This window comes from Pseudomonas syringae group sp. J309-1 (assembly GCF_032582135.1).
Taxonomy (GTDB): Bacteria; Pseudomonadota; Gammaproteobacteria; order Pseudomonadales; family Pseudomonadaceae; genus Aquipseudomonas; species Aquipseudomonas quasicaspiana.
The window spans coordinates 47,654-66,886 of the sequence record NZ_JAWHNU010000033.1 but is presented as its reverse complement, the minus strand read 5'-3'; the positions used below and the strand labels follow the sequence as shown (position 1 = coordinate 66,886).

Sequence of the window (19,233 nt, the reverse complement as noted above, 5' to 3'; positions counted from 1 at the left end):
TCACACTCTGGCCTTGATCGACGATGAGCTTGCAAACATCAAGCTTGAAGGCGGCATCGAATTTTCTGTATTTCTTGCTCATGGTGACTCCTCAATGGATATAGTTTCCCCTATTGAGGTGTCCGGGGTCATTAGACCAGCTCAATCGCGGGCAAGCCCGGCTCCCACAGGGGAAAGCATTTCAAGCCAAGAACTAATGCACCCACTGCTCTGAGCTTGATCGTCAATGCTGACGGCAGCCAATACTTCGTTGAACGGGCCGTATGGCGGGAGATTGGGTGAGGTGGAGCTAACCGTTTGATGCCTGTTGGAGCGAGGCTTGCCCGCGAATCAAACACCTCGGTTTGCCAGGCCTACCGTGTCATCGTTCTTCGCGGGCAAGCCACGCTCCAACAAATTGACCGCGATTAATGCCCTTTCACAGACCCCGGATTGATCATCCGCGACAGGCCCAGATTCTTCAGCGCCAGTTGCAGGGAGCTGCTGATCACTTGCGGGTTATCGTTGGTCATCAGTTGCGCCAGTATCTCCTTGGCCTTGCTCAGATGGATCTGACGTAGCATCCACTTCACTTTCGGCAGGTTGGTGGAGTTCATCGACAGGCTGTCGAAGCCCATCGCCATCAACAACACCGCAGCAGCAGGATCACCGGCCATTTCGCCACAGATGCTCACCGGCTTGCCTTCGGCATGAGCATCGCGCACCACGTTTTGGAGCGCTTGCAGCACCGCCGGGTGCAGGTAGTCGTAGAGATCGGCAACCCGTGGGTTATTGCGGTCCACGGCCAGCAAGTATTGAGTCAGGTCGTTGGAGCCCACCGACAGAAAGTCCACCTGACGTGCCAGATCGCGTGTCTGGTAAACCGCAGCCGGCACTTCAATCATTACGCCCACTGGCGGCATCGGCACATCGGTGCCTTCGTCGCGTACTTCACCCCATGCCCGGTGAATCAAGTGCAGCGCCTCCTCCACCTCGTGCGTGCTGGATATCATCGGCAGCAGAATCCGCAGGTTGTTCAAGCCTTCACTGGCCTTGAGCATGGCACGGGTCTGCACCAGGAAGATTTCCGGGTGATCGAGGGTGACGCGGATACCGCGCCAGCCCAGAAACGGGTTCTCTTCTTTGATCGGGAAGTAAGACAGCGCTTTGTCACCACCGATATCCAGGCTGCGCATGGTGACCGGCAGCGGGTGGAAGGCTGCCAGTTGCTCGCGATAAATCGCCAGTTGCTCTTTTTCGCTCGGAAAACGCTGTTGAATCATGAAAGGTACTTCGGTGCGATACAGCCCCACACCTTCCGCGCCGCGCTGTTGCGCGCGAGCCACGTCAGCCAGCAAGCCGGTGTTGACCCACAGCGGCATACGATGGCCGTCCAGCGTGACGCAAGGCAGCTCGCGCAGCGCGTCCAGGCCTTGGGACAGCTGACGCTCTTCTTCAACGACCTTGGCGAACTGCTTGCGCATGGCATCGCTGGGGTTGGTGAAGACTTCACCGTGGTAGCCGTCGACGATCAGTTCGATGCCGTCGACCTTGGAATAAGGCAGATCGACCACACCCATGACCGTGGGAATACCCATGGCTCGGGCGAGGATCGCTACGTGGGAGTTGCCGGAGCCGAGTACCGAAATCAGACCCGCCAGCTTGCCTTCCGGAACTTCGCCCAGCATGGCAGCCGTCAGCTCTTCACTGACAAGGATCGTGTTGTCCGGATACACCAGCGTCTGTTGCCGCGCCTCTTGCAAGTACGCGAGCAAGCGACGACCCAGGTCTTTGACGTCCGAGGCACGCTCGCGCAGGTAGGCGTCGTCCATCAATTCGAAACGTTTGACGTGCTCGTTGACCACCGAGCGCAATGCGCCCTGCGCCCACTGGCCAGTCTTGATGACATTGGTCACTTCGCTGCCCAGCGAGGCGTCGTCGAGCATCATCAGGTAAACGTCAAACAGGGCGCGCTCTTCAGGGCGCAGCTGATTGGCAAGCTTGGCAGACAATGCGCGCATGTCGCTGCGCACGCCCTCAAGGGCGGTCTGGAACAGGGCAAGCTCGGCTTTGATGTCTGTAACGGTTTTGTCCGGGACCACTTCGAGGTCCGCAGGTGGCAGCATGACCACCGCAAAGCCCACAGCAGCCCCGGGAGAGCCCGCGACGCCGACGAACTTGGCTTCCTGGATACCTTTGCCCTGACGACCCAAACCGCGGATCGAGCCAGTGGCTTCAGCGTGGGCGATAACACCAGCGAGTTGCGCGCTCATGGTCACGAGGAAGGCTTCTTCGCCCTCGTCGAACTGGCGGCGCTCCTTTTGCTGGATAACCAGTACACCCACCACACGACGATGGTGAATGATCGGCGCACCGAGGAAAGACGCATAACGCTCTTCGCCGGTTTCAGCAAAGTAACGATAACGGGGGTGATCAGCGGCGTTTTCGAGGTTCAGCGGTTCTTCACGGGTACCCACGAGGCCAACCAGACCTTCGTTCGGCGCCATGCTGACTTTGCCGATGGAGCGCTTGTTCAGGCCCTCGGTAGCCATCAGCACAAAGCGGTTGCTTTCGGGGTCGAGCAAATAGACCGAGCAGACTTGGCTGCCCATGGCCTCTTTGACGCGTAACACAATAATCCCCAACGCCGCCTTGAGATCCTTGGCGGAGTTAACTTCCTGGACGATCTTGCGCAGCGTATTGAGCATGGCTCGGGGTCGAACTCCGTGTCAGTCGCGCGACAAAAGGCGCGGGGCAAGCTCTTTGAGTGCGCGTCGATACACCTCGCGCTTGAATGTCACCACCTGACCCAGCGGATACCAATAGCTGACCCATCGCCAGCCATCGAACTCCGGTTTCCCGGTCAAATCCATCCGCACCCGCTGCTCGTTGGAGACCAGGCGCAGGAGAAACCATTTTTGCTTCTGGCCGATACACAGCGGTTGGCTGTGCGTCCTGACCAGACGTTGCGGCAAACGATAGCGCAACCAACCCCGAGTACAGGCAAGAATCTGCACATCCTCAGGTTCAAGCCCGACTTCTTCGTTCAACTCACGATAAAGCGCGTCTTCCGGCGTCTCCTGAGGGTTGATACCACCCTGTGGAAACTGCCAGGCATCTTGGTTGATTCGCCGAGCCCATAGGACCTGGCCGGAGTCGTTTGTCAGAATTATCCCGACATTAGGACGGAAACCATCGGGGTCGATCACGGCAACAACCTCGCAAACGCATGTCACCGCATTGTTCCACAAAGCCGATCAAAGCAGCAACGAGGCTTAGCAGGTTATGTGAAGAGTTGTGAAAACCTCGTATTCTGGTGCTCTTTTTTCAGCAATTTCAGCGAGTAACCGCATGCGCCTGGCTTTATTCGACCTCGACAACACGCTTCTGGGTGGCGACAGCGACCACGCCTGGGGTGATTACCTGTGCGAACGCGGCATTCTTGACGCCGCGACCTACAAAACCCGCAACGACGAGTTCTATCAGGATTACCTGGCCGGGACCTTGAACCTGACCGACTACCTGAACTTCAGCCTGGAAATCCTCGGCAGCACCGAGATGGCCAAGCTAGACGCGTGGCATCGGGATTTCATGCGTGATTGCATCGAACCGATCATTCTTCCCAAGGCGCTGGAACTGATCGCCAAACATCGCGAGGCAGGCGACAAACTGGTTGTCATTACCGCGACCAATCGCTTCGTTACCGGACCAATCGTTGAGCGTCTGGGTATCGAGACACTGCTGGCAACCGAATGCGAAATGGTCGGCGGTCGCTACACCGGACGCACCACCGATGTGCCGTGCTTCCGCGAAGGCAAAGTGACACGTCTGAACCGTTGGCTGGAAGAAAACCAGTTCAGCCTGGAAGACAGCTATTTCTACAGCGACTCGCTCAACGACCTGCCGCTGCTGGAAAAGGTTGCCAACCCGGTAGCCGTGGACCCAGACCCGAAATTGCGTGCTGAGGCTGAAAGTCGCGGCTGGCCGGTGATTACGCTGCGCGGATGATTTGTGGCTTTGCAATGGTCTCTGTGGGATGCACTTCCCTGTGGGAGCAGGGCTTGCCCGCGATAAGGGTGGACGCGATCTTAAGTGAACCGAGTCAGCCTTATCGCGGGCAAGCCCTGCTCCCACAAAGGATGGCATTCCAAAGAAGTCGCCTGTCAAACCGGCTTCGCCCCCATCAAACCGGCAATGGCGATGAAACAGACGGCCGTAAAAATCGCCAGCGCCAGGGTGAACTTTAACCCCCCTCTGGCTGGATCAATTCGGAGCTTGTTAAGGCGCACCACCAGCCATAGCCAGCTCAAAGCGCCGAAGGTGTAAAGCACGCTGCTGCCCAGCACCCAGGTTTGCCCCAGCGGCCAGCCAACAAGGTGTGCCAGCCACCAGCCGGTGATCGGCATGGTCAGCAGACATAACACCATCAGGATCCAGGCGAACAGCCTAGGACGCAGCAACAAGCGGGTGTGGTTGGTGGTAAACCCTGCCCTGCGGCCTTTGATCAGCCAGGTGGTCAAACCGAGGGCGCTGAGCAGAAATAGCACCGTCGCCGAGATGTGCAGGGTTTTCAGGGCGGTGAGATGGTCCATTTTCTGTTGGTTCCAGTTGAGGCGTTGGTTTAACGCAGATTACCTGTGGGAGCGAATTCATTCGCGAAGAGGCCGGTGCAGTCGAAACATTTCATCGTCTACACCAATGCCTTCGCGAATGAATTCGCTCCCACAGGGATAGACCTGCGCGTGTCAGTCCTACCCCAAAAACAGCTTATACGCCGGATTCTTGCTCTCATCCCAATACGGGTAGCCAATCTCGGCCAGTGCCGCCGGGACCAGATGCCGTTCATCCTCTGGCACCACCAGCCCCGCGACCACACGACCATCCGCCGCGCCATGGTTGCGGTAATGGAACATGGAAATCGTCCACTGCCCGCCCAGCTTGTTGAGGAAGTTGAACAGCGCACCCGGGCGTTCCGGGAATTCGAAGCGGAACACTACTTCGTCGCTGACCCGCTCGGCATGCCCGCCGACCATGTGCCGAATGTGCAGCTTGGCCAGTTCGTTGTCGGTCAGGTCAATCACCGGGAAACCCTGGTCGGTGAGGCTGGTGATCAGATCTTTCCGTGGGTCGGTATAGGGATGCGTCTGTACGCCGACGAAAATGTGCGCCTCGCGGTCGGTGTGGTAACGGTAGTTGAATTCGGTGATCTGGCGCTTGCCGATGGCCTCGCAGAACGCCTTGAAGCTGCCCGGTTGCTCGGGGATGGTCACGGCGATGATGGCTTCGCGGCCTTCACCCAGTTCGGCGCGCTCGGCTACGTGACGCAAGCGGTCGAAGTTGACGTTGGCACCTGAGTCGATAGCGACGAAGGTCTGGCCGCTGACGGCTTCCTGCTCGACATACTTTTTGATCCCCGCCACCGCCAGGGCCCCTGACGGCTCGGTGATCGAGCGGGTGTCGTCGTAAATGTCCTTGATCGCCGCGCAGATTTCATCGGTGCTGACCGTGATCACTTCGTCGACGTAATGCCGGCAGATGTCGAAGGTGTACTCACCAATTTGCGCCACAGCCACGCCGTCCGCAAACAGACCGACCTGCTGCAGCACAACGCGCTCGCCGTACGCCATGGCTTGCTGCAGGCAGTTGGAATCATCCGGCTCGACCCCGATGACCTTGATCTCCGGCCGCAGGTATTTCACGTAAGCCGCGATACCGGCGATCAAACCACCGCCGCCCACCGGGACGAAAATCGCGTCCAGCGGCCCCTGATGCTGGCGCAGAATCTCCATGGCCACGGTGCCTTGCCCGGCAATCGTGTCTGGATCGTCATAGGGATGGATGTAAACGAAGCCCATTTCTTCGACGAGTTCCAGCGAATGAGCCAGTGCTTCAGGGAAGGAATCGCCGTGCAGTACCACTTTGCCGCCCCGGGAACGCACGCCTTCGACTTTGATTTCAGGCGTGGTCTTGGGCATCACGATAGTCGCTTCAACGCCCAGGGTTTTCGCCGCCAGTGCCAGACCTTGCGCGTGGTTGCCTGCCGACGCTGTCACTACGCCCCGCGCCAGTTCTTCCGGGCTTAGCTGCGCCAGCTTGTTGTACGCGCCACGAATCTTGAACGAGAACACCGGCTGCAAGTCTTCGCGCTTGAGCAGCACCTGATTGCCGAGCCGCTCGGACAGCTGACGAGCTCCCTGCAACGGGGTTTCCACGGCGACATCGTAGACGCGGGAGGTCAGGATTTTTTTGACGTACTGTTCAAGCATCACGGCGACATCACTGGCGAAAGGGCAAGGACGGGAAGTCTAACCCGCGCTCCGATGCGCGACCACACGAATCACGGGGCTTTGGCGCTGGCATGTCGCTATAATGCGCGCCCTTTTCCTCGATCTGTAGGAGCGCGCTTGCCCGCGATGGTATCGGCACATCCAACGTTGATGGCGCCTGACACAATGTAATCGCGGGCAAGCGCGCTCCTACAGGTCTATTTACCCGGCATCCGTGGAGCCCGCATGAATCAGGATCAACTCAAACAAGCCGTGGCGCAGGCCGCCGTGGACTTCATCCTTCCGAAACTGGACGACAAAAGCATCGTCGGCGTCGGTACCGGCTCCACTGCCAACTGCTTCATTGATGCATTGGCCCAGCACAAAGGCGCCTTCGACGGCGCGGTTGCCAGCTCCGAAGCCACTGCTGCACGCCTCAAGGGCCACGGCATTCCGGTTTACGAGCTCAACACCGTCAGCGATCTGGAGTTCTATATCGATGGCGCCGATGAAAGCGATGAGCACCTGAACCTGATCAAAGGCGGCGGCGCAGCACTGACCCGTGAGAAGATCGTTGCGGCCGTAGCCAAAACTTTTATCTGCATCGCCGACGCCAGCAAGCTGGTGCCCGTGCTGGGCGCGTTCCCGCTCCCCGTTGAAGTGATTCCGATGGCACGCAGCCACGTAGCCCGCCAACTGGTAAAACTGGGCGGCGACCCGGTTTATCGCGAAGGCGTGTTGACCGATAACGGCAATATCATTCTTGATGTACACAACATGAACATCACCAACCCGGCTGAGCTGGAAAGCCAGATCAATGCCATCGTTGGCGTTGTGACCAACGGCCTGTTTGCTGCTCGCCCTGCGGACTTGCTGCTGCTGGGGACGAGTGAGGGGGTCAAGACGCTGACGCGTTGAAGAACAAGCGCAGCCTCAAACAACTACTGGCTTTAGGCTAAATGCACTCCCTGTGGGGGCGAATTCATTCGCGAAGGCGTTCCGGCATACACATATATGTGTCAGGTCTGGCCTCTTCGCGAATGAATTCGCTCCCACCGGACATTACAATGCCGTCTGTCTTTACTGCTTCTTGAACACGTAAAACAGATTGGGCTCACTCACTACGTAAAGGGTACCTTCGTCATCCATGGCGATGCCTTCAGCCTGGGGTACGGTTTTGCGAAGGCCCATCGAACCCTGGCTCAACGAAACATTCCCAACCGCCCGGCCTTTGGTATCGAGCTCAACGATTTGTCGGGACTCATCCGACAGCGCCAGCAAATGCCCGCTGCGCTCGTCAAACTGCAGGCTGGAGATATCCCGCACAAATATCTCTGCATTACGCCGGGAGTCGGAAGACACCTCTACATTGGGCGTTTCGACGTTTGCATACGGGAAGCCGCGCACCTCGATTATCTGGACCGGTCGACGCTCCTTGGCGACAAAAAGGCGCTGGCCTTTCGTGTCATACGCCAAGCCTTCGTAGCCGTTGTTATTACCTGAGCCGATACCCAGTGTCAGTTGCTCGGCATCTTTGGCGTCCAGAAAAGTGGTTTCATCATCGACGTGGATCTTGATCAGGCGCTGCTTGCGCTCATCGCTAATGACATAAACGCCAGGGCTGATGTATTCGACCGCCTCCGAGTCACCGAACCCTGTCAGGGGAATGCGGCGCAGCGTTCTACCATCCAGGCTTAATTCGACCAGTTGAGCGTCTTTGTTAGTCACCGTGAACAGGCTTTTACGATCTGGATCGTAGCTCAGCGCCGATGCATCCGAATCAAGGCCTGCAATGGGTTGAGCCTCTATGACGACTTTATAGCCCCCCAGGCCGATAGCCTGAGCGTCCTCGCCCTGCCACAAAATCCTCCAGTTGAAGGATGCACGCTCAACGACGCGATATTCACGACCCGCAAAAAACGCCAATACAGTGAGAAGAATGACCAGAGGTATGAGGATTTTTCGGGAGAGAAGCAGGCGCATTCAGGTTGCTCGAGGTTCAGGCGGATAGCATGGATACCATGCGAATATGAATTGAAGCTTAATGGCGGCGAGCCATCACACACAATGCCCCTGTAGGAGCTGCCGAAGGCTGCGAAGGCGTTTCATCTGATGCACCGCAGTTCGCAGCCTGCGGCAGCTCCTACAGGCAGCTCGACAGAAGCTGACCTACTTCTTTTTAAACGAATAAAACAGGTTCGGCTCGCTGACGATGTAAAGGTTGCCGTCGTCATCAAACGCTACGCCTTCAGCACGCGGGATGGTGTCTTTCAGACCGTTGAACCCACCCAGCAAGGTCATGAAGCTGACCTGTTGGCCGTTTTCATCCAGTTCCAGCAGCATGTGTGAGTCTGCGGACAGGGCCAGGGTGTGCCCGGTACGAGGTTCGACGGTCAACGAGGAGAGATTGCGCATATCCAGAGACTTGCTCTCGACCTTTTGCTTCTCACCTTTCAAGACGTCGCTACCATCGCTTTCCCAAGTGAATATCGCAGCGGGGCGCTCTTCCCCCAGCAGCAATTGCTGGCGACGCGGATCCCAGGCAGTGCCCTCGAACGCTTTATTCTGGTTATCGGAAGGACCGAGGTCATATTCCCGAAAATCAGCGATGTTCAGGGTGGTGGTTTCCGGCGTGACCTTGACGATAGTCAGGTGATGCTGGCGCTCATCGCTGATAGCCATGAAGCCATTTTCCATCACGGCAACCGCCTCGGGATTACTCCAGCCAACCAAAGGGATCTTGCGCAGTACATCGCCTTTGAGGGTCAACTCGACCAGAAAGGGATTCTTGCCCATGACCGCAAAGAGGGTTTTGGTCACCGGGTTATAAGACACATCCGAAGCTTCGTCGTCCTCCATGCCTGGAAGCGGTTTGGCGTCAATGTCGACAATGTAGTCAGGCAGCCAGACACTGGCTTTGCGATCGGCAAGACTCTGAAAGCGCTCCCCCAGCCACAGCCGACCACGATCATCCCAATGCATTACATGGGCAACGACGCCGCCAATCACCACAACCAGCAACAGCCAGACGTACCAGCGCGGGCGAGGTAGGCGACGTGACGTTTTGGTCGACGATGAAGGGTTGGTCATGAGCGTTCCCGAGTATGGATAACATCCGATGGCACAGTGCCCCAAGCGGGGAACTGGAGGCCGGATTATCCAGATCAATTGTGAAAAAAACGCCAATTGTTCAATTCAGGCGGTAAAAAACATAAAAACCGCCTGCGATGCGCATCGCAGACGGTTTCGGTCACCGCATAAAAGTCAGCGAACGCTGCTTTCGAAAGGCTTCTGCCCAACCAGTTCCAGTACCAATTCATCGCCAGCCAACAGCGGGCCAACGCCTGCCGGAGTGCCGGTCATGATGACGTCACCGGCCTGCAGCGAAAAGCAGGCTGCCATGTGCTGAATCACCGGCACGATAGGGTTGAGCATGTCGCGGCTGTTACCGTCCTGGCGGACTTCGCCATTGATGGTCAGACGAATGCCGATGTCGGTCAGGTCAGAGAAGGTTTCAGCCGGTACGAACGGAGCGATAACAGCGGCACCGTCGAAAGACTTGGCTTCTTCCCATGGATAGCCCTTGTCGCGCAGCTTGGTCTGAAGATCCCGCAGGGTCAGGTCCAGGCCGGGAGCAAAACCGGAAATCGCGTCCAGCACTTCTTCGCGGGTCGGGTTCTTGGTCAACGGCTTGCCGATCAGCACGACAATTTCAGCTTCGTAGTGCACTGCGCCACGATCGGCGGGGATGGTGAAACCACCTTCCAGTGCAACAACGGCGCTGCCAGGCTTGATGAACAGCAGTGGCTCGGTAGGCACGGCGTTGTTCAGTTCCTTGGCGTGCTCGGCGTAGTTACGACCTACGCAAACCGCCTTGCCCATGGGAAAGTGGATACTCGTTCCGTCGACATACTTATGCTGATAGCTCATGGCGGCTCCTTGGTCTCGTTGTGGTCACGCCACTATAAATAGTGACGGCCAATTAAACAGCGAAGATTTTTCCGGGGTTCATTATGCCGTTCGGATCGAATGCCGCCTTGATGGCTTTCATGTATTCGATTTCCACCGGCGAGCGGCTGTACGTCAGGTAATCACGCTTGGTCATGCCTACACCATGCTCGGCGGAAATCGAGCCGTTGTATTTCTGAACGGTTTCGAACACCCATTTGTTGACCCTGGCGCACTTGACGAAGAACTCTTCCTTGTCGAGGGCCTCAGGCTTGAGGATGTTCAGGTGCAGGTTGCCATCGCCGATATGGCCGTACCAGAGCACCTCGAAATCGGGGTAGTGCTCGGCAACGATCGCATCGATTTCACCCAGGAACGCCGGCACTTTCGAAACAGTCACCGAGATGTCGTTCTTGTAGGGGGTGAAATGGGAGATGGTTTCGGAGATGTACTCACGCAGCTTCCACAGGTTTTTCAGTTGCTGCTCGCTCTGGCTCATCACGCCATCCAGCACCCAGCCCTGCTCGACACAATGCTCGAACGTCGCCAATGCTTCATTGGCCAGATCTTCGGTGGTGGCCTCGAATTCCAGCAACACATAGAACGGGCAAGGCGTATCGAAGGGCGACGGCACGTCACCGCGCGCCATGACGCGGGCAAACGACTTGTCAGAGAAGAATTCGAACGCCGTCAGGTCCAGCTTGCCGTGAAAGGCGTGCAGCACCGGCATGATCGAGTTGAAATCGGTAGTGCCCAGCACCATCGCCGTCAGGTTCTTGGGCGCGCGATCAAGGCGCATGGTGGCTTCGACGACAAAGCCCAGCGTGCCTTCAGCCCCGATGAACAACTGGCGCATGTCGTAGCCGGTCGCGTTCTTGATCAGGTCCTTGTTCAACTCAAGGATGTCGCCCTTGCCAGTCACCACTTTCAGGCCAGCGACCCAATTGCGGGTCATGCCGTAGCGAATGACCTTGATCCCGCCAGCATTGGTGCCGATATTGCCGCCAATCTGACTGGAGCCCGACGATGCAAAATCCACAGGGTAGTAAAGGCCGCTTTCTTCCGCGAGGTTCTGCAGTTGCCGGGTGATGACGCCCGGCTGGACGCGAGCCGTGCGCTCGGTGACATTCAGTTCCAGCACCTGATTCATGTAATCGAACGAAACCACCACTTCGCCATTGGCCGCGACCGCTGCCGCAGAGAGCCCGGTTCTACCGCCAGAAGGCACCAGAGCGACCTTGCGTTCATTGGCCCACAGAACGATGGCCTGAACCTGCTCGATAGTCTTGGGAAAGACGATGGCAACGGGCGCGGGTGTGAATTGTTTGGTCCAGTCCTTGCCGTAAGCCTCAAGGGATGCGGCATCGGTGAGCACTTTTCCAGGCTCAACCAGGGTCTTCAGTTCATCTACCAGCGCAGAATGGATCATCGACAGAACTCTCGAACAATTCATGGTCATCCTGAGAACGCTTCACGTCCAGGAATGGGGTTTCGCGGGGTGCATATGCTAGCATACGCCCCCGCCAATCGAGCTGACGGCCCGATTCGCGACCGCTTCACTTACTGCCAAATTTCTCCGGGACACAGGTTAAAGCAGATGAGCAAGACTTCCCTCGACAAGAGCAAGATCAAGTTCCTTCTTCTCGAAGGCGTCCATCAATCCGCTGTGGATGTCCTCAAGGCAGCCGGTTATACCAGCATCGAGTACCACACCAAGTCTCTGCCGGAAGCCGAACTGAAAGAAAAGATCGCCGACGCTCACTTCATCGGCATCCGTTCTCGCACCCAGCTGACTGAAGAAATGTTCGATCACGCGAAGAAACTGGTCGCGGTCGGCTGCTTCTGCATCGGTACCAATCAGGTTGATCTGGACGCGGCCCGCGAGCGCGGTATTGCAGTGTTCAACGCGCCGTACTCCAACACTCGCTCGGTCGCCGAACTGGTGCTGGCCGAAGCGATCCTGCTGCTGCGCGGCATCCCGGAGAAGAATGCATCCTGCCACCGTGGCGGCTGGATCAAAAGCGCTGCCAACTCTTTCGAGATCCGTGGCAAGAAACTGGGCATCGTCGGCTACGGTTCGATCGGCACTCAGTTGTCCGTATTGGCCGAGAGCCTCGGCATGCAGGTGTTCTTCTTCGACCCGCTGACCAAGCTGCCATTGGGCAACGCGACTCAGGTCACCAGCCTGACCGAACTGCTGGGTATGGCTGACATCGTTTCGCTGCACGTGCCTGAGCTACCGTCCACCCAGTGGATGATCGGCGAGAAAGAAATCCGTGCGATGAAGAAAGGCAGCATCCTGATCAACGCCGCTCGCGGTACGGTCGTTGAACTGGACGCCCTGGCGGACGCCATCAAGGACGAGCACCTGATCGGTGCGGCTATCGACGTGTTCCCGGTTGAGCCTCGCTCCAACGACGACATCTTCGAAAGCCCGCTGCGCGGCCTGGACAATGTGATCCTGACCCCGCACATCGGTGGTTCCACCGCCGAAGCTCAGGCCAACATCGGTCTGGAAGTGGCTGAGAAGCTGGTCAAGTACAGCGACAACGGTACGTCGGTATCTTCGGTCAACTTCCCTGAAGTGGCCCTGCCTGCTCACCCTGGCAAGCACCGCCTGCTGCACATTCACGAGAACATCCCGGGCGTGCTGATGGAGATCAACAAGGTCTTCGCCGAAAACGGTATCAACATTTCCGGTCAGTTCCTGCAGACCAACGAGAAAGTCGGTTATGTGGTCATCGATGTCGATGCCGAGTATTCCGATCTGGCTCAAGAAAAGCTGCAACACGTCAAAGGTACGATCCGTAGCCGCGTGTTGTTCTAAGCGGTTCTGGCTCAACAAAAAGGAGACCTTCGGGTCTCCTTTTTTGTGTCCGTGATTTCTGCACCAGCTTATGACCTGTAGGAGCGCGCTTGCCCGCGATGGCGTCTGTACTGTCGATACATTCATCGACTGACAGACCGAATCGCGGGCAAGCGCGCTCCTACAGGGTTAACTGCCAGCCCAACTATTTCACATTGACCCTGATCACCCGCGACTCAACCGAAGGATTCAGCGGAATGTGGCTCTTGTCGCCCACCAGCAACTGCAAGGTGTGAGGGCCAGGCGGCAAAGTGACTTCAGTTTCGGTCTGCCCTTTACCGAAATGACGGATGTTGTCAGTCATCGGCAGCGGTGTATTCAGGTCCGGCTGATCTTTGACGTCGATCAGCAAGTGGTGATGGCCAGTTTCGGGAATGTCTACGCCAGCAGGCGCCACGCCCATGCCCTTGAGGCCAAACTGGACCTTGAACGTCCCCGGCACCGTCTCCCCATCCTTAGGCGAAATGATGTACACCTCGGCCCCGGCAGGTGATGGCGTGCGCGGTACGTCGGCAGCACTGGCCATCAGCGACGCCCCGAACAGCAGGCCTGCGAGAGCGGTTTTTGCAGAAAGGGTTTTCATGGGTTCTCCAGTCAGGCAGTCAGCCCTTGAATGGCATCCCTGTAACCATAGCGCGGCACTGGCTTAACGTTCTGGAGAAGCAGGCTTTATGACAAAGATTTCATGCAAACATCGTTTTGTAGGAGCGAGGCTTACCCGCGAAGAACGATAACGCAGCGGGGCTGACGTACCGCGTTGCCTGATTCGCGGGCAAGCCTCGCTCCAACAGGCCCATGTTTGCCGCGAGACAGCGCAGTGACATGGGCACCGGCGCAGCTCCTATCAAACAAAATACAACTACCTGATTTGGAACGCCTTTTACTGTAGGAGTGAGCTTGCTCGCGATAGCGTCAGTTCAGTCGATAAATTCGTCCACCAAGAAACCGAATCGCGAGCAAGCTCACTCCTACAGGTCCAATCTTTGCTGCAACAGAGAGGCGCTTAAAACACCCCATCCCCACGTCGACGAAACCAGCCAGTCAATGAAAGCCGATCACGGCTGGCTGGCATCACCTCGTGAGGGATATCCCCAGACATGAATACCACCAGGCAGCCACCGGTTGGCTGCACGTCATATTCCACGCCGTCATCGAGGAACATGCGCAATTGCCCGCCATGCTCAGGCAGCCAGGCGTTGTTCAGATAGACCACCGCTGAGACCATACGCCGGTCGTCGTCGCGGAAGCGATCCACATGCTTGAGATAGAACGCACCTGGCGGATACAGAGCGAAATGGCTTTCGAAGTCCTCCAGCCCCAGAAACAAACCGCGATTCAGCGCCTGACGCAGGCTGTCCATCAATCCCAGATAACGATCACAAGACTCAGACTGCCCGGCCTCCAGCCACTGGATATGATCGCCACGAATCCCTTCGCGAATCTCTTGAAATGGCCCGCGTCCGACAGCAGCAGGCGCGAGTTCACCTTCGGCGGCACGCGTGCGGCACTCGTCGGCCAGCTCCAGCGTCAGGCTTTCAGGCAAGAAAATATTTTGCTGCGACCAGCCGCGGGCAGCGAGGTCGTCGACGATTCGAAGCAGCAGCGGATGATCAGAGGCGATTTGCATGGCGCATAGTATCCAGCCGCCCGGGAATCGGGAAGTGTCCGCACTCGACTGACCACTAAGTGAATGAAATTTCACAGGGGCGGCAAACTCATAACTCGACAAAGCCCCGTAACCACCGGGACAATAGCGACCTGCCGACAGGAGTCCCTATGCGCCGTTTGTTTGTTGTGTTGTTGATGTTCTGCACGATGCCCGCCTGGGCAGACAGCTATGACCAGTTGTACAAGGTCGCCGGCTGGCCAGAACAGCGCGCGCATTTCAACGACGCCCTCAAAGCTGCGCAACAACGCTATCGCAACAGCCTGCCACCTGCGGTATTTCAAGCGCTGGTCAACAACAGCAATCAGCGTTTCGCCCCTCAAGCCATGGATCAACGCGCCGAACAGCGCCTGCGCGAAAGTCTGCGCAACCCCAACCCTGCGCTGCAGTTCTTCCAGTCTCCGCTGGGGCGCAAGATCGTCAACGCCGAATTGACCGCCACTCGCCCTGACCAGTTGGCAAAAAATGCCAAAGGCCTGCCACAGATTCAGGCCGACGCTACTCGCCAACTGTTGATCGGTCACCTCGCCCAGGCACTGCCCGCCAAGCAGGCAGGTGCTGAAGTCAGTCTGGCGATTGCCGGTGTGGCCGCCGACAGCCTGAGCCAAATGATTCCTGGATTGCTGGGCGGCGGTCAGGCTCAGGGCATGCTCGACGGTCAGCGCGAACGTCTAATGGCGCAGATCGAGGCAGACATGAACAACACCTTGCTCTACGTCTACCGCGACCTCTCCGATCCGGAACTGGAAGAGTTTTCCACTTTTGCTGAATCCGCCGACGGCAAGGCTTACTACCAGGCCGCGCTGGCGGCGATACGTGCCGGGCTGGCCGTTGGGCAAAGCTCGTCGAGCCTGGCACCTTAAAAACCCCGTTTTTTCAGCCTGCCGATGACAAGACCCGCAGCTCTGTCGCGGAATAACATCAGCCCATCTGGCGGTCCAGAAACGCGAAATAAAGTGCACGAAACTCGGGAAGCTCGTTCGCCAGATGATGTCTTGCATGTTCGATCATCAGCACCTTTGGCTCGGCGAACTTCTCGGTGAGCACTTTCAGGTTATGACGCCAGTCAACGGTCATGTCGGCGTCACCCTGGATAATGATCGGGCTGCGTGGGCTTGAAGGGGCGGACTCTATACGCTTGATCCAGCGCGCCAGTGCGCCGACCCAGGCAGTCGGCAAGCGACGTGGTTGCAAGGGATCTGCCAAAAGAAACGGCAGAAACGCAGGGGCGTTGGAGTTTTCGCTGAAGCGCCGGGCGATGCCCGTGACGAAGGGATTGAGCAGTTGATAGCTCAGCTTTGACCACCCCCACGCCCGAGGCCTGACCAGTGGCGCAAGCAGAATGACCTGACCTTGAGCGGGACTTTCAACGCCACGATCAAGCAAATGGTCGATCAGAATCGCAGCCCCCGTGCTTTGCCCGCAAAGGTGCCAGGGCGCAGGCAACTGCAATCCGCTGGCTTCCTCGAACAAGCGTTGCAGGACGGCCTGATACTCGGCGAAGTCGTTGATGCTGGCCCGCGGACCGCTGGACAAGCCGTGACCCGGCAAATCACACGAGATCACCGCATAGCCCTTGCTCAGCGCCCATTCGATCACATGCCGGAACAAGCCCATGTGGTCATAAAACCCATGCATGAAAAACAACGTGGCCACGGGTTTATCCGGGATCCAGACCTGCCCGACAACCTCATAACCACCCATATCCATTCTGCCCAGCCAGGTGCGCAGTGGACGCTCCAGCCCCAACCTGTCCAGCACGTAAAAGCGCTGGTACGCCAAACCCTCCGCAGACAGCGGCTGGGCAGCGCTCAACGGTTTCAGACTGTTGCGCAGGGCATCGGGGTCGAACGTGGCAGACATGGGTTTTCCGGAGGGACGATAAACAGTGCAGGGATATTCAGCTGTATCCCCGAACATCGCAAGCCGGGCCCGCCCAAACAGCTGCAAATGGCTCTCACAGGATTGCACTCAAATGTGAATCAATGCGTCTAGCCATCCAACATGCCTTCCAATATGCCTACAATCGCGCCTTGTCGCCTTATCTGAGAAGCCGGATGAAACGCAGCCTGTCTATCCTTGTATTCATCATCGCCCTCGTCATTGGCGCGGGGGCCTGGTATCTGCACAGCAAGCAACCACAGCGTGACGGCGAGCTATCCCTCGCTCACCTTCAGGCGCCAGTCAGCGTGCGTTATGACGAGCGCGGCGTGCCGCATATTCGCGCCGAGAACGAAGCTGATCTGTATCGCGCACTGGGTTATGTGCAGGCTCAGGACCGACTGTTCCAGATGGAAATGATGCGTCGCCTGGCCCGGGGCGAACTGGCTGAAGTGCTGGGCCCAAAACTGGTCGCGACGGACAAGCTGTTCCGCAGCCTGCGCATTCGTGAACACGCCGACGACTATGTCGCCCGCCACGACAAAGACACACCGACCTGGAAAGCCCTGCAAGCCTACCTTGATGGCATCAACCAGTATCAGGACAGCCACGCCAAACCGCTGGAGTTCGATCTGCTGGGCATCCCCAAACGACCGTTCACCGCAGAGGACACCCTGAGCGTCGGCGGTTACATGGCCTACAGTTTTGCCGCTGCCTTTCGTACCGAGCCTTTGCTGACCTATGTGCTTGACGAACTGGGTGCCGACTACCTGAAAGTCTTCGACCTCGACTGGCAGCCACAGGGCGTTCTTGATCAGCCAGCCAGGCTTTCAAGCAGCGACTGGAAAAACCTCAATCAGCTCGCGTACCTGAGCAGTCAGGCGCTTGAAAAAGCGGGTTTACCTCAGTTCGAAGGCAGTAATGCATGGGCGGTTTCCGGCAATAGAACCAAAAGCGGCAAACCGTTACTGGCGGGCGATCCGCACATCCGCTTCTCGGTGCCGGCGGTGTGGTACGAAGCCCATCTGTCCGCGCCGGGCTTTGAGCTGTACGGCCATCACCAAGCGCTCAACCCTTTCGCGTTTCTGGGCAACAACATGGACTTCGGCTGGAGCCTGACCATGTTCCAGAACGATGACCTGGACCTGATCGCCGAGAAGACCAATCCGCAGAACCCCAATCAAGTCTGGTTTCACGGGGAGTGGGTCGACATGACCACCACCGAACAACAGATTGCGGTCAAAGGCGAAGCGCCGGTCACACTGACGCTGCGCAGGTCGCCTCATGGTCCGATCGTCAACGACGTGATGGGTGTCACCGCAAGCACCACACCGGTTGCCATGTGGTGGTCATTCCTGGAGTCGGAGAACCCGATTCTGGAAGGCTTCTACGAAGTAAACCGCGCCGACACTCTGGATAAAATGCGCGCCGCGGCCGAGAAAATTCAGGCACCGGGGCTGAACATCGTCTGGGCCAATGCCAAAGGCGATATCGGCTGGTGGGCTGCGGCGCAATTGCCAATCCGCCCGGAAGGCGTCAACCCGAACTACATCCTCGATGGCAGCACTGAGCAAGCCGACAAACTGGGCTTCTACCCCTTCAGCGCCAACCCTCAGGAAGAAAACCCTGCGCGCGGCTACATCGTATCGGCCAACTTCCAGCCACTCTCGCCCACCGGCATGCAAATTCCTGGTTACTACAACCTTGCGGACCGTGGTCAGCAGTTGAACCGACAGCTGAGTGATGCCTCGGTGAAATGGGATCTGGACAACAGTAAAGCGCTGCAACTGGGCACGAAAACTGAGTATGCCAATCGGGTTTTACAGCCTTTGCTTCCAGTCCTCCGCGAGGTCATCAGTGACCCGGAAGAGAAAGCGCTGGTAGAGCGACTGGCCAACTGGAAAGGCGACTACACGGTTGATTCGGTGGGCGCGACGTTGTTCAACCAGTTCCTCTTCGACCTGAGCGAAGAGGTCTTCCACGATGAGCTGGGCGATGGTCTCTTCGAAACGCTGCTATCAACAAGAGTGATTGATGCTGCCCTGCCCCGCGTAGCCGCCGACGCCAGCTCGCCGTGGTGGAACAATCGCAATTCGCCGTTTGAAGAGAACCGCGCCAACACCGTCAAAGTCGCGTGGCACGCCACGGTGTCGCACTTGAAATCCACCTATGGGCTCAACGCGGACGAATGGCGCTGGGGCAAAGCCCACACCCTGACCCACGCTCATCCGCTGGGCACGCAAAAGCCGCTGGATACGCTATTAAACGTCGGTCCGTTCGCAGCGCCAGGCACTCATGAAGTGCCGAACAATCTTTCGTCACGCATCGGACCTGCGCCTTGGCCAGTGACCTACGGCCCCTCAACCCGCCGCCTGATCGACTTCGCCGACCCGGCCCACGCACTCGGCATCAACCCCGTCGGGCAGAGCGGCGTGCTGTTCGACAAGCATTATTCGGATCAGGCACAGACCTACATCAACGGCGAATACGTGCCGCAGCATCTGAGCGAAGAGGATGTGGCGAAGAATGCACAAGGCACCTTGAGGTTGATGCCAGGGAGCTGATCTGTGGGAGCCGAGCTTGCTCGCGATTGGGCTGGACGCGATCTAAAGTAAACCGCATTCATC

The 19,233-nt window shown here is 57.7% G+C and carries 17 protein-coding genes; 6 read left to right on the top strand and 11 right to left on the bottom strand.

Annotated elements, in window-relative coordinates; translation table 11 throughout:
- On the top strand, positions 1-214 hold a 214-nt coding region (locus tag RX972_RS17870), incomplete at its 5' end, for a hypothetical protein (protein ID WP_316877508.1).
- 193 nt (positions 215-407) lie between these two features.
- Here RX972_RS17870 and ptsP read toward each other — a convergent pair.
- Both ptsP and RX972_RS17860 read right to left on the bottom strand, forming a co-directional pair.
- Positions 408-2,687, bottom strand: coding sequence for a phosphoenolpyruvate--protein phosphotransferase (gene ptsP, locus RX972_RS17865; RefSeq protein WP_027898511.1), 2,280 nt, complete (start codon positions 2,685-2,687; stop codon positions 408-410).
- A gap of 21 nt (positions 2,688-2,708) precedes the next feature.
- Positions 2,709-3,188, bottom strand: a complete 480-nt coding sequence (locus tag RX972_RS17860; RefSeq protein WP_027898512.1) for an RNA pyrophosphohydrolase — start codon at positions 3,186-3,188, stop codon at positions 2,709-2,711.
- Between the two features lie 142 nt (positions 3,189-3,330).
- Here RX972_RS17860 and RX972_RS17855 point away from each other — a divergent pair, with 142 nt between their 5' ends.
- Positions 3,331-3,987: an HAD family hydrolase gene (locus RX972_RS17855; protein ID WP_316877507.1), complete on the top strand. Its 657-nt coding sequence runs from the start codon at positions 3,331-3,333 to the stop codon at positions 3,985-3,987.
- A 155-nt stretch (positions 3,988-4,142) separates the two neighbouring features.
- Here RX972_RS17855 and RX972_RS17850 read toward each other — a convergent pair whose 3' ends face one another.
- Entirely contained in the window at positions 4,143-4,571 is a 429-nt protein-coding gene (locus RX972_RS17850) for a DUF2269 family protein (RefSeq protein WP_316877506.1), read from the bottom strand.
- A gap of 159 nt (positions 4,572-4,730) precedes the next feature.
- A complete protein-coding gene (gene ilvA, locus RX972_RS17845) occupies positions 4,731-6,245 on the bottom strand; it encodes a threonine ammonia-lyase, biosynthetic (RefSeq protein WP_316877510.1) in 1,515 nt (504 codons plus the stop codon).
- Positions 6,246-6,491: 246 nt separating this feature from the next.
- Between ilvA and rpiA the strand changes: the two genes are divergently transcribed.
- Positions 6,492-7,163 carry a ribose-5-phosphate isomerase RpiA gene (gene rpiA / locus RX972_RS17840; RefSeq protein WP_027900679.1) on the top strand — a complete coding sequence of 224 codons (672 nt, stop codon included), beginning with the start codon at positions 6,492-6,494 and terminating at the stop codon, positions 7,161-7,163.
- Positions 7,164-7,325: 162 nt separating this feature from the next.
- On the opposite strand, the gene RX972_RS17835 is transcribed toward rpiA, so the two are convergent.
- The 4 genes from RX972_RS17835 to RX972_RS17820 all read right to left on the bottom strand — a co-directional run bounded on the left by RX972_RS17835 (position 7,326) and on the right by RX972_RS17820 (position 11,622).
- Positions 7,326-8,228, bottom strand: coding sequence for an SdiA-regulated domain-containing protein (locus tag RX972_RS17835; protein WP_122394625.1), 903 nt, complete (start codon positions 8,226-8,228; stop codon positions 7,326-7,328).
- A 186-nt stretch (positions 8,229-8,414) separates the two neighbouring features.
- On the bottom strand, positions 8,415-9,335 hold the full coding sequence (locus RX972_RS17830; protein WP_316877505.1) for an SdiA-regulated domain-containing protein: 921 nt from the start codon (positions 9,333-9,335) through the stop codon (positions 8,415-8,417).
- Positions 9,336-9,509: 174 nt separating this feature from the next.
- Positions 9,510-10,175 carry a fumarylacetoacetate hydrolase family protein gene (locus RX972_RS17825; RefSeq protein ID WP_099267924.1) on the bottom strand — a complete coding sequence of 222 codons (666 nt, stop codon included), beginning with the start codon at positions 10,173-10,175 and terminating at the stop codon, positions 9,510-9,512.
- 52 nt (positions 10,176-10,227) lie between these two features.
- Complete coding sequence (locus RX972_RS17820; protein ID WP_316877504.1) at positions 10,228-11,622, bottom strand: FAD-binding oxidoreductase; 1,395 nt, start codon at positions 11,620-11,622, stop codon at positions 10,228-10,230.
- 168 nt (positions 11,623-11,790) lie between these two features.
- Between RX972_RS17820 and serA the strand changes: the two genes are divergently transcribed.
- Positions 11,791-13,020: a phosphoglycerate dehydrogenase gene (gene serA / locus RX972_RS17815; RefSeq protein ID WP_316877503.1), complete on the top strand. Its 1,230-nt coding sequence runs from the start codon at positions 11,791-11,793 to the stop codon at positions 13,018-13,020.
- 184 nt (positions 13,021-13,204) lie between these two features.
- Here serA and RX972_RS17810 read toward each other — a convergent pair whose 3' ends face one another.
- Together RX972_RS17810 and RX972_RS17805 are read right to left on the bottom strand one after the other, a co-directional pair.
- Complete coding sequence (locus RX972_RS17810) at positions 13,205-13,642, bottom strand: DUF4399 domain-containing protein (RefSeq protein WP_231678205.1); 438 nt, start codon at positions 13,640-13,642, stop codon at positions 13,205-13,207.
- A 420-nt stretch (positions 13,643-14,062) separates the two neighbouring features.
- Complete coding sequence (locus RX972_RS17805) at positions 14,063-14,686, bottom strand: 2OG-Fe(II) oxygenase (RefSeq protein WP_122807165.1); 624 nt, start codon at positions 14,684-14,686, stop codon at positions 14,063-14,065.
- 149 nt (positions 14,687-14,835) lie between these two features.
- Between RX972_RS17805 and RX972_RS17800 the strand changes: the two genes are divergently transcribed.
- The gene (locus RX972_RS17800) at positions 14,836-15,588 is read left to right on the top strand and encodes a DUF2059 domain-containing protein (RefSeq protein WP_027900687.1); all 753 of its coding nucleotides are present in this window, start codon (positions 14,836-14,838) and stop codon (positions 15,586-15,588) included.
- 58 nt (positions 15,589-15,646) lie between these two features.
- Here the strand turns inward: RX972_RS17800 and RX972_RS17795 are convergent, their stop codons facing one another.
- Positions 15,647-16,588 carry an alpha/beta hydrolase gene (locus RX972_RS17795; RefSeq protein ID WP_316877502.1) on the bottom strand — a complete coding sequence of 314 codons (942 nt, stop codon included), beginning with the start codon at positions 16,586-16,588 and terminating at the stop codon, positions 15,647-15,649.
- 194 nt (positions 16,589-16,782) lie between these two features.
- Here RX972_RS17795 and RX972_RS17790 point away from each other — a divergent pair, with 194 nt between their 5' ends.
- A complete protein-coding gene (locus tag RX972_RS17790) occupies positions 16,783-19,170 on the top strand; it encodes a penicillin acylase family protein (protein WP_316877501.1) in 2,388 nt (795 codons plus the stop codon).
- The last annotated feature ends 63 nt before the right edge of the window (positions 19,171-19,233 follow it).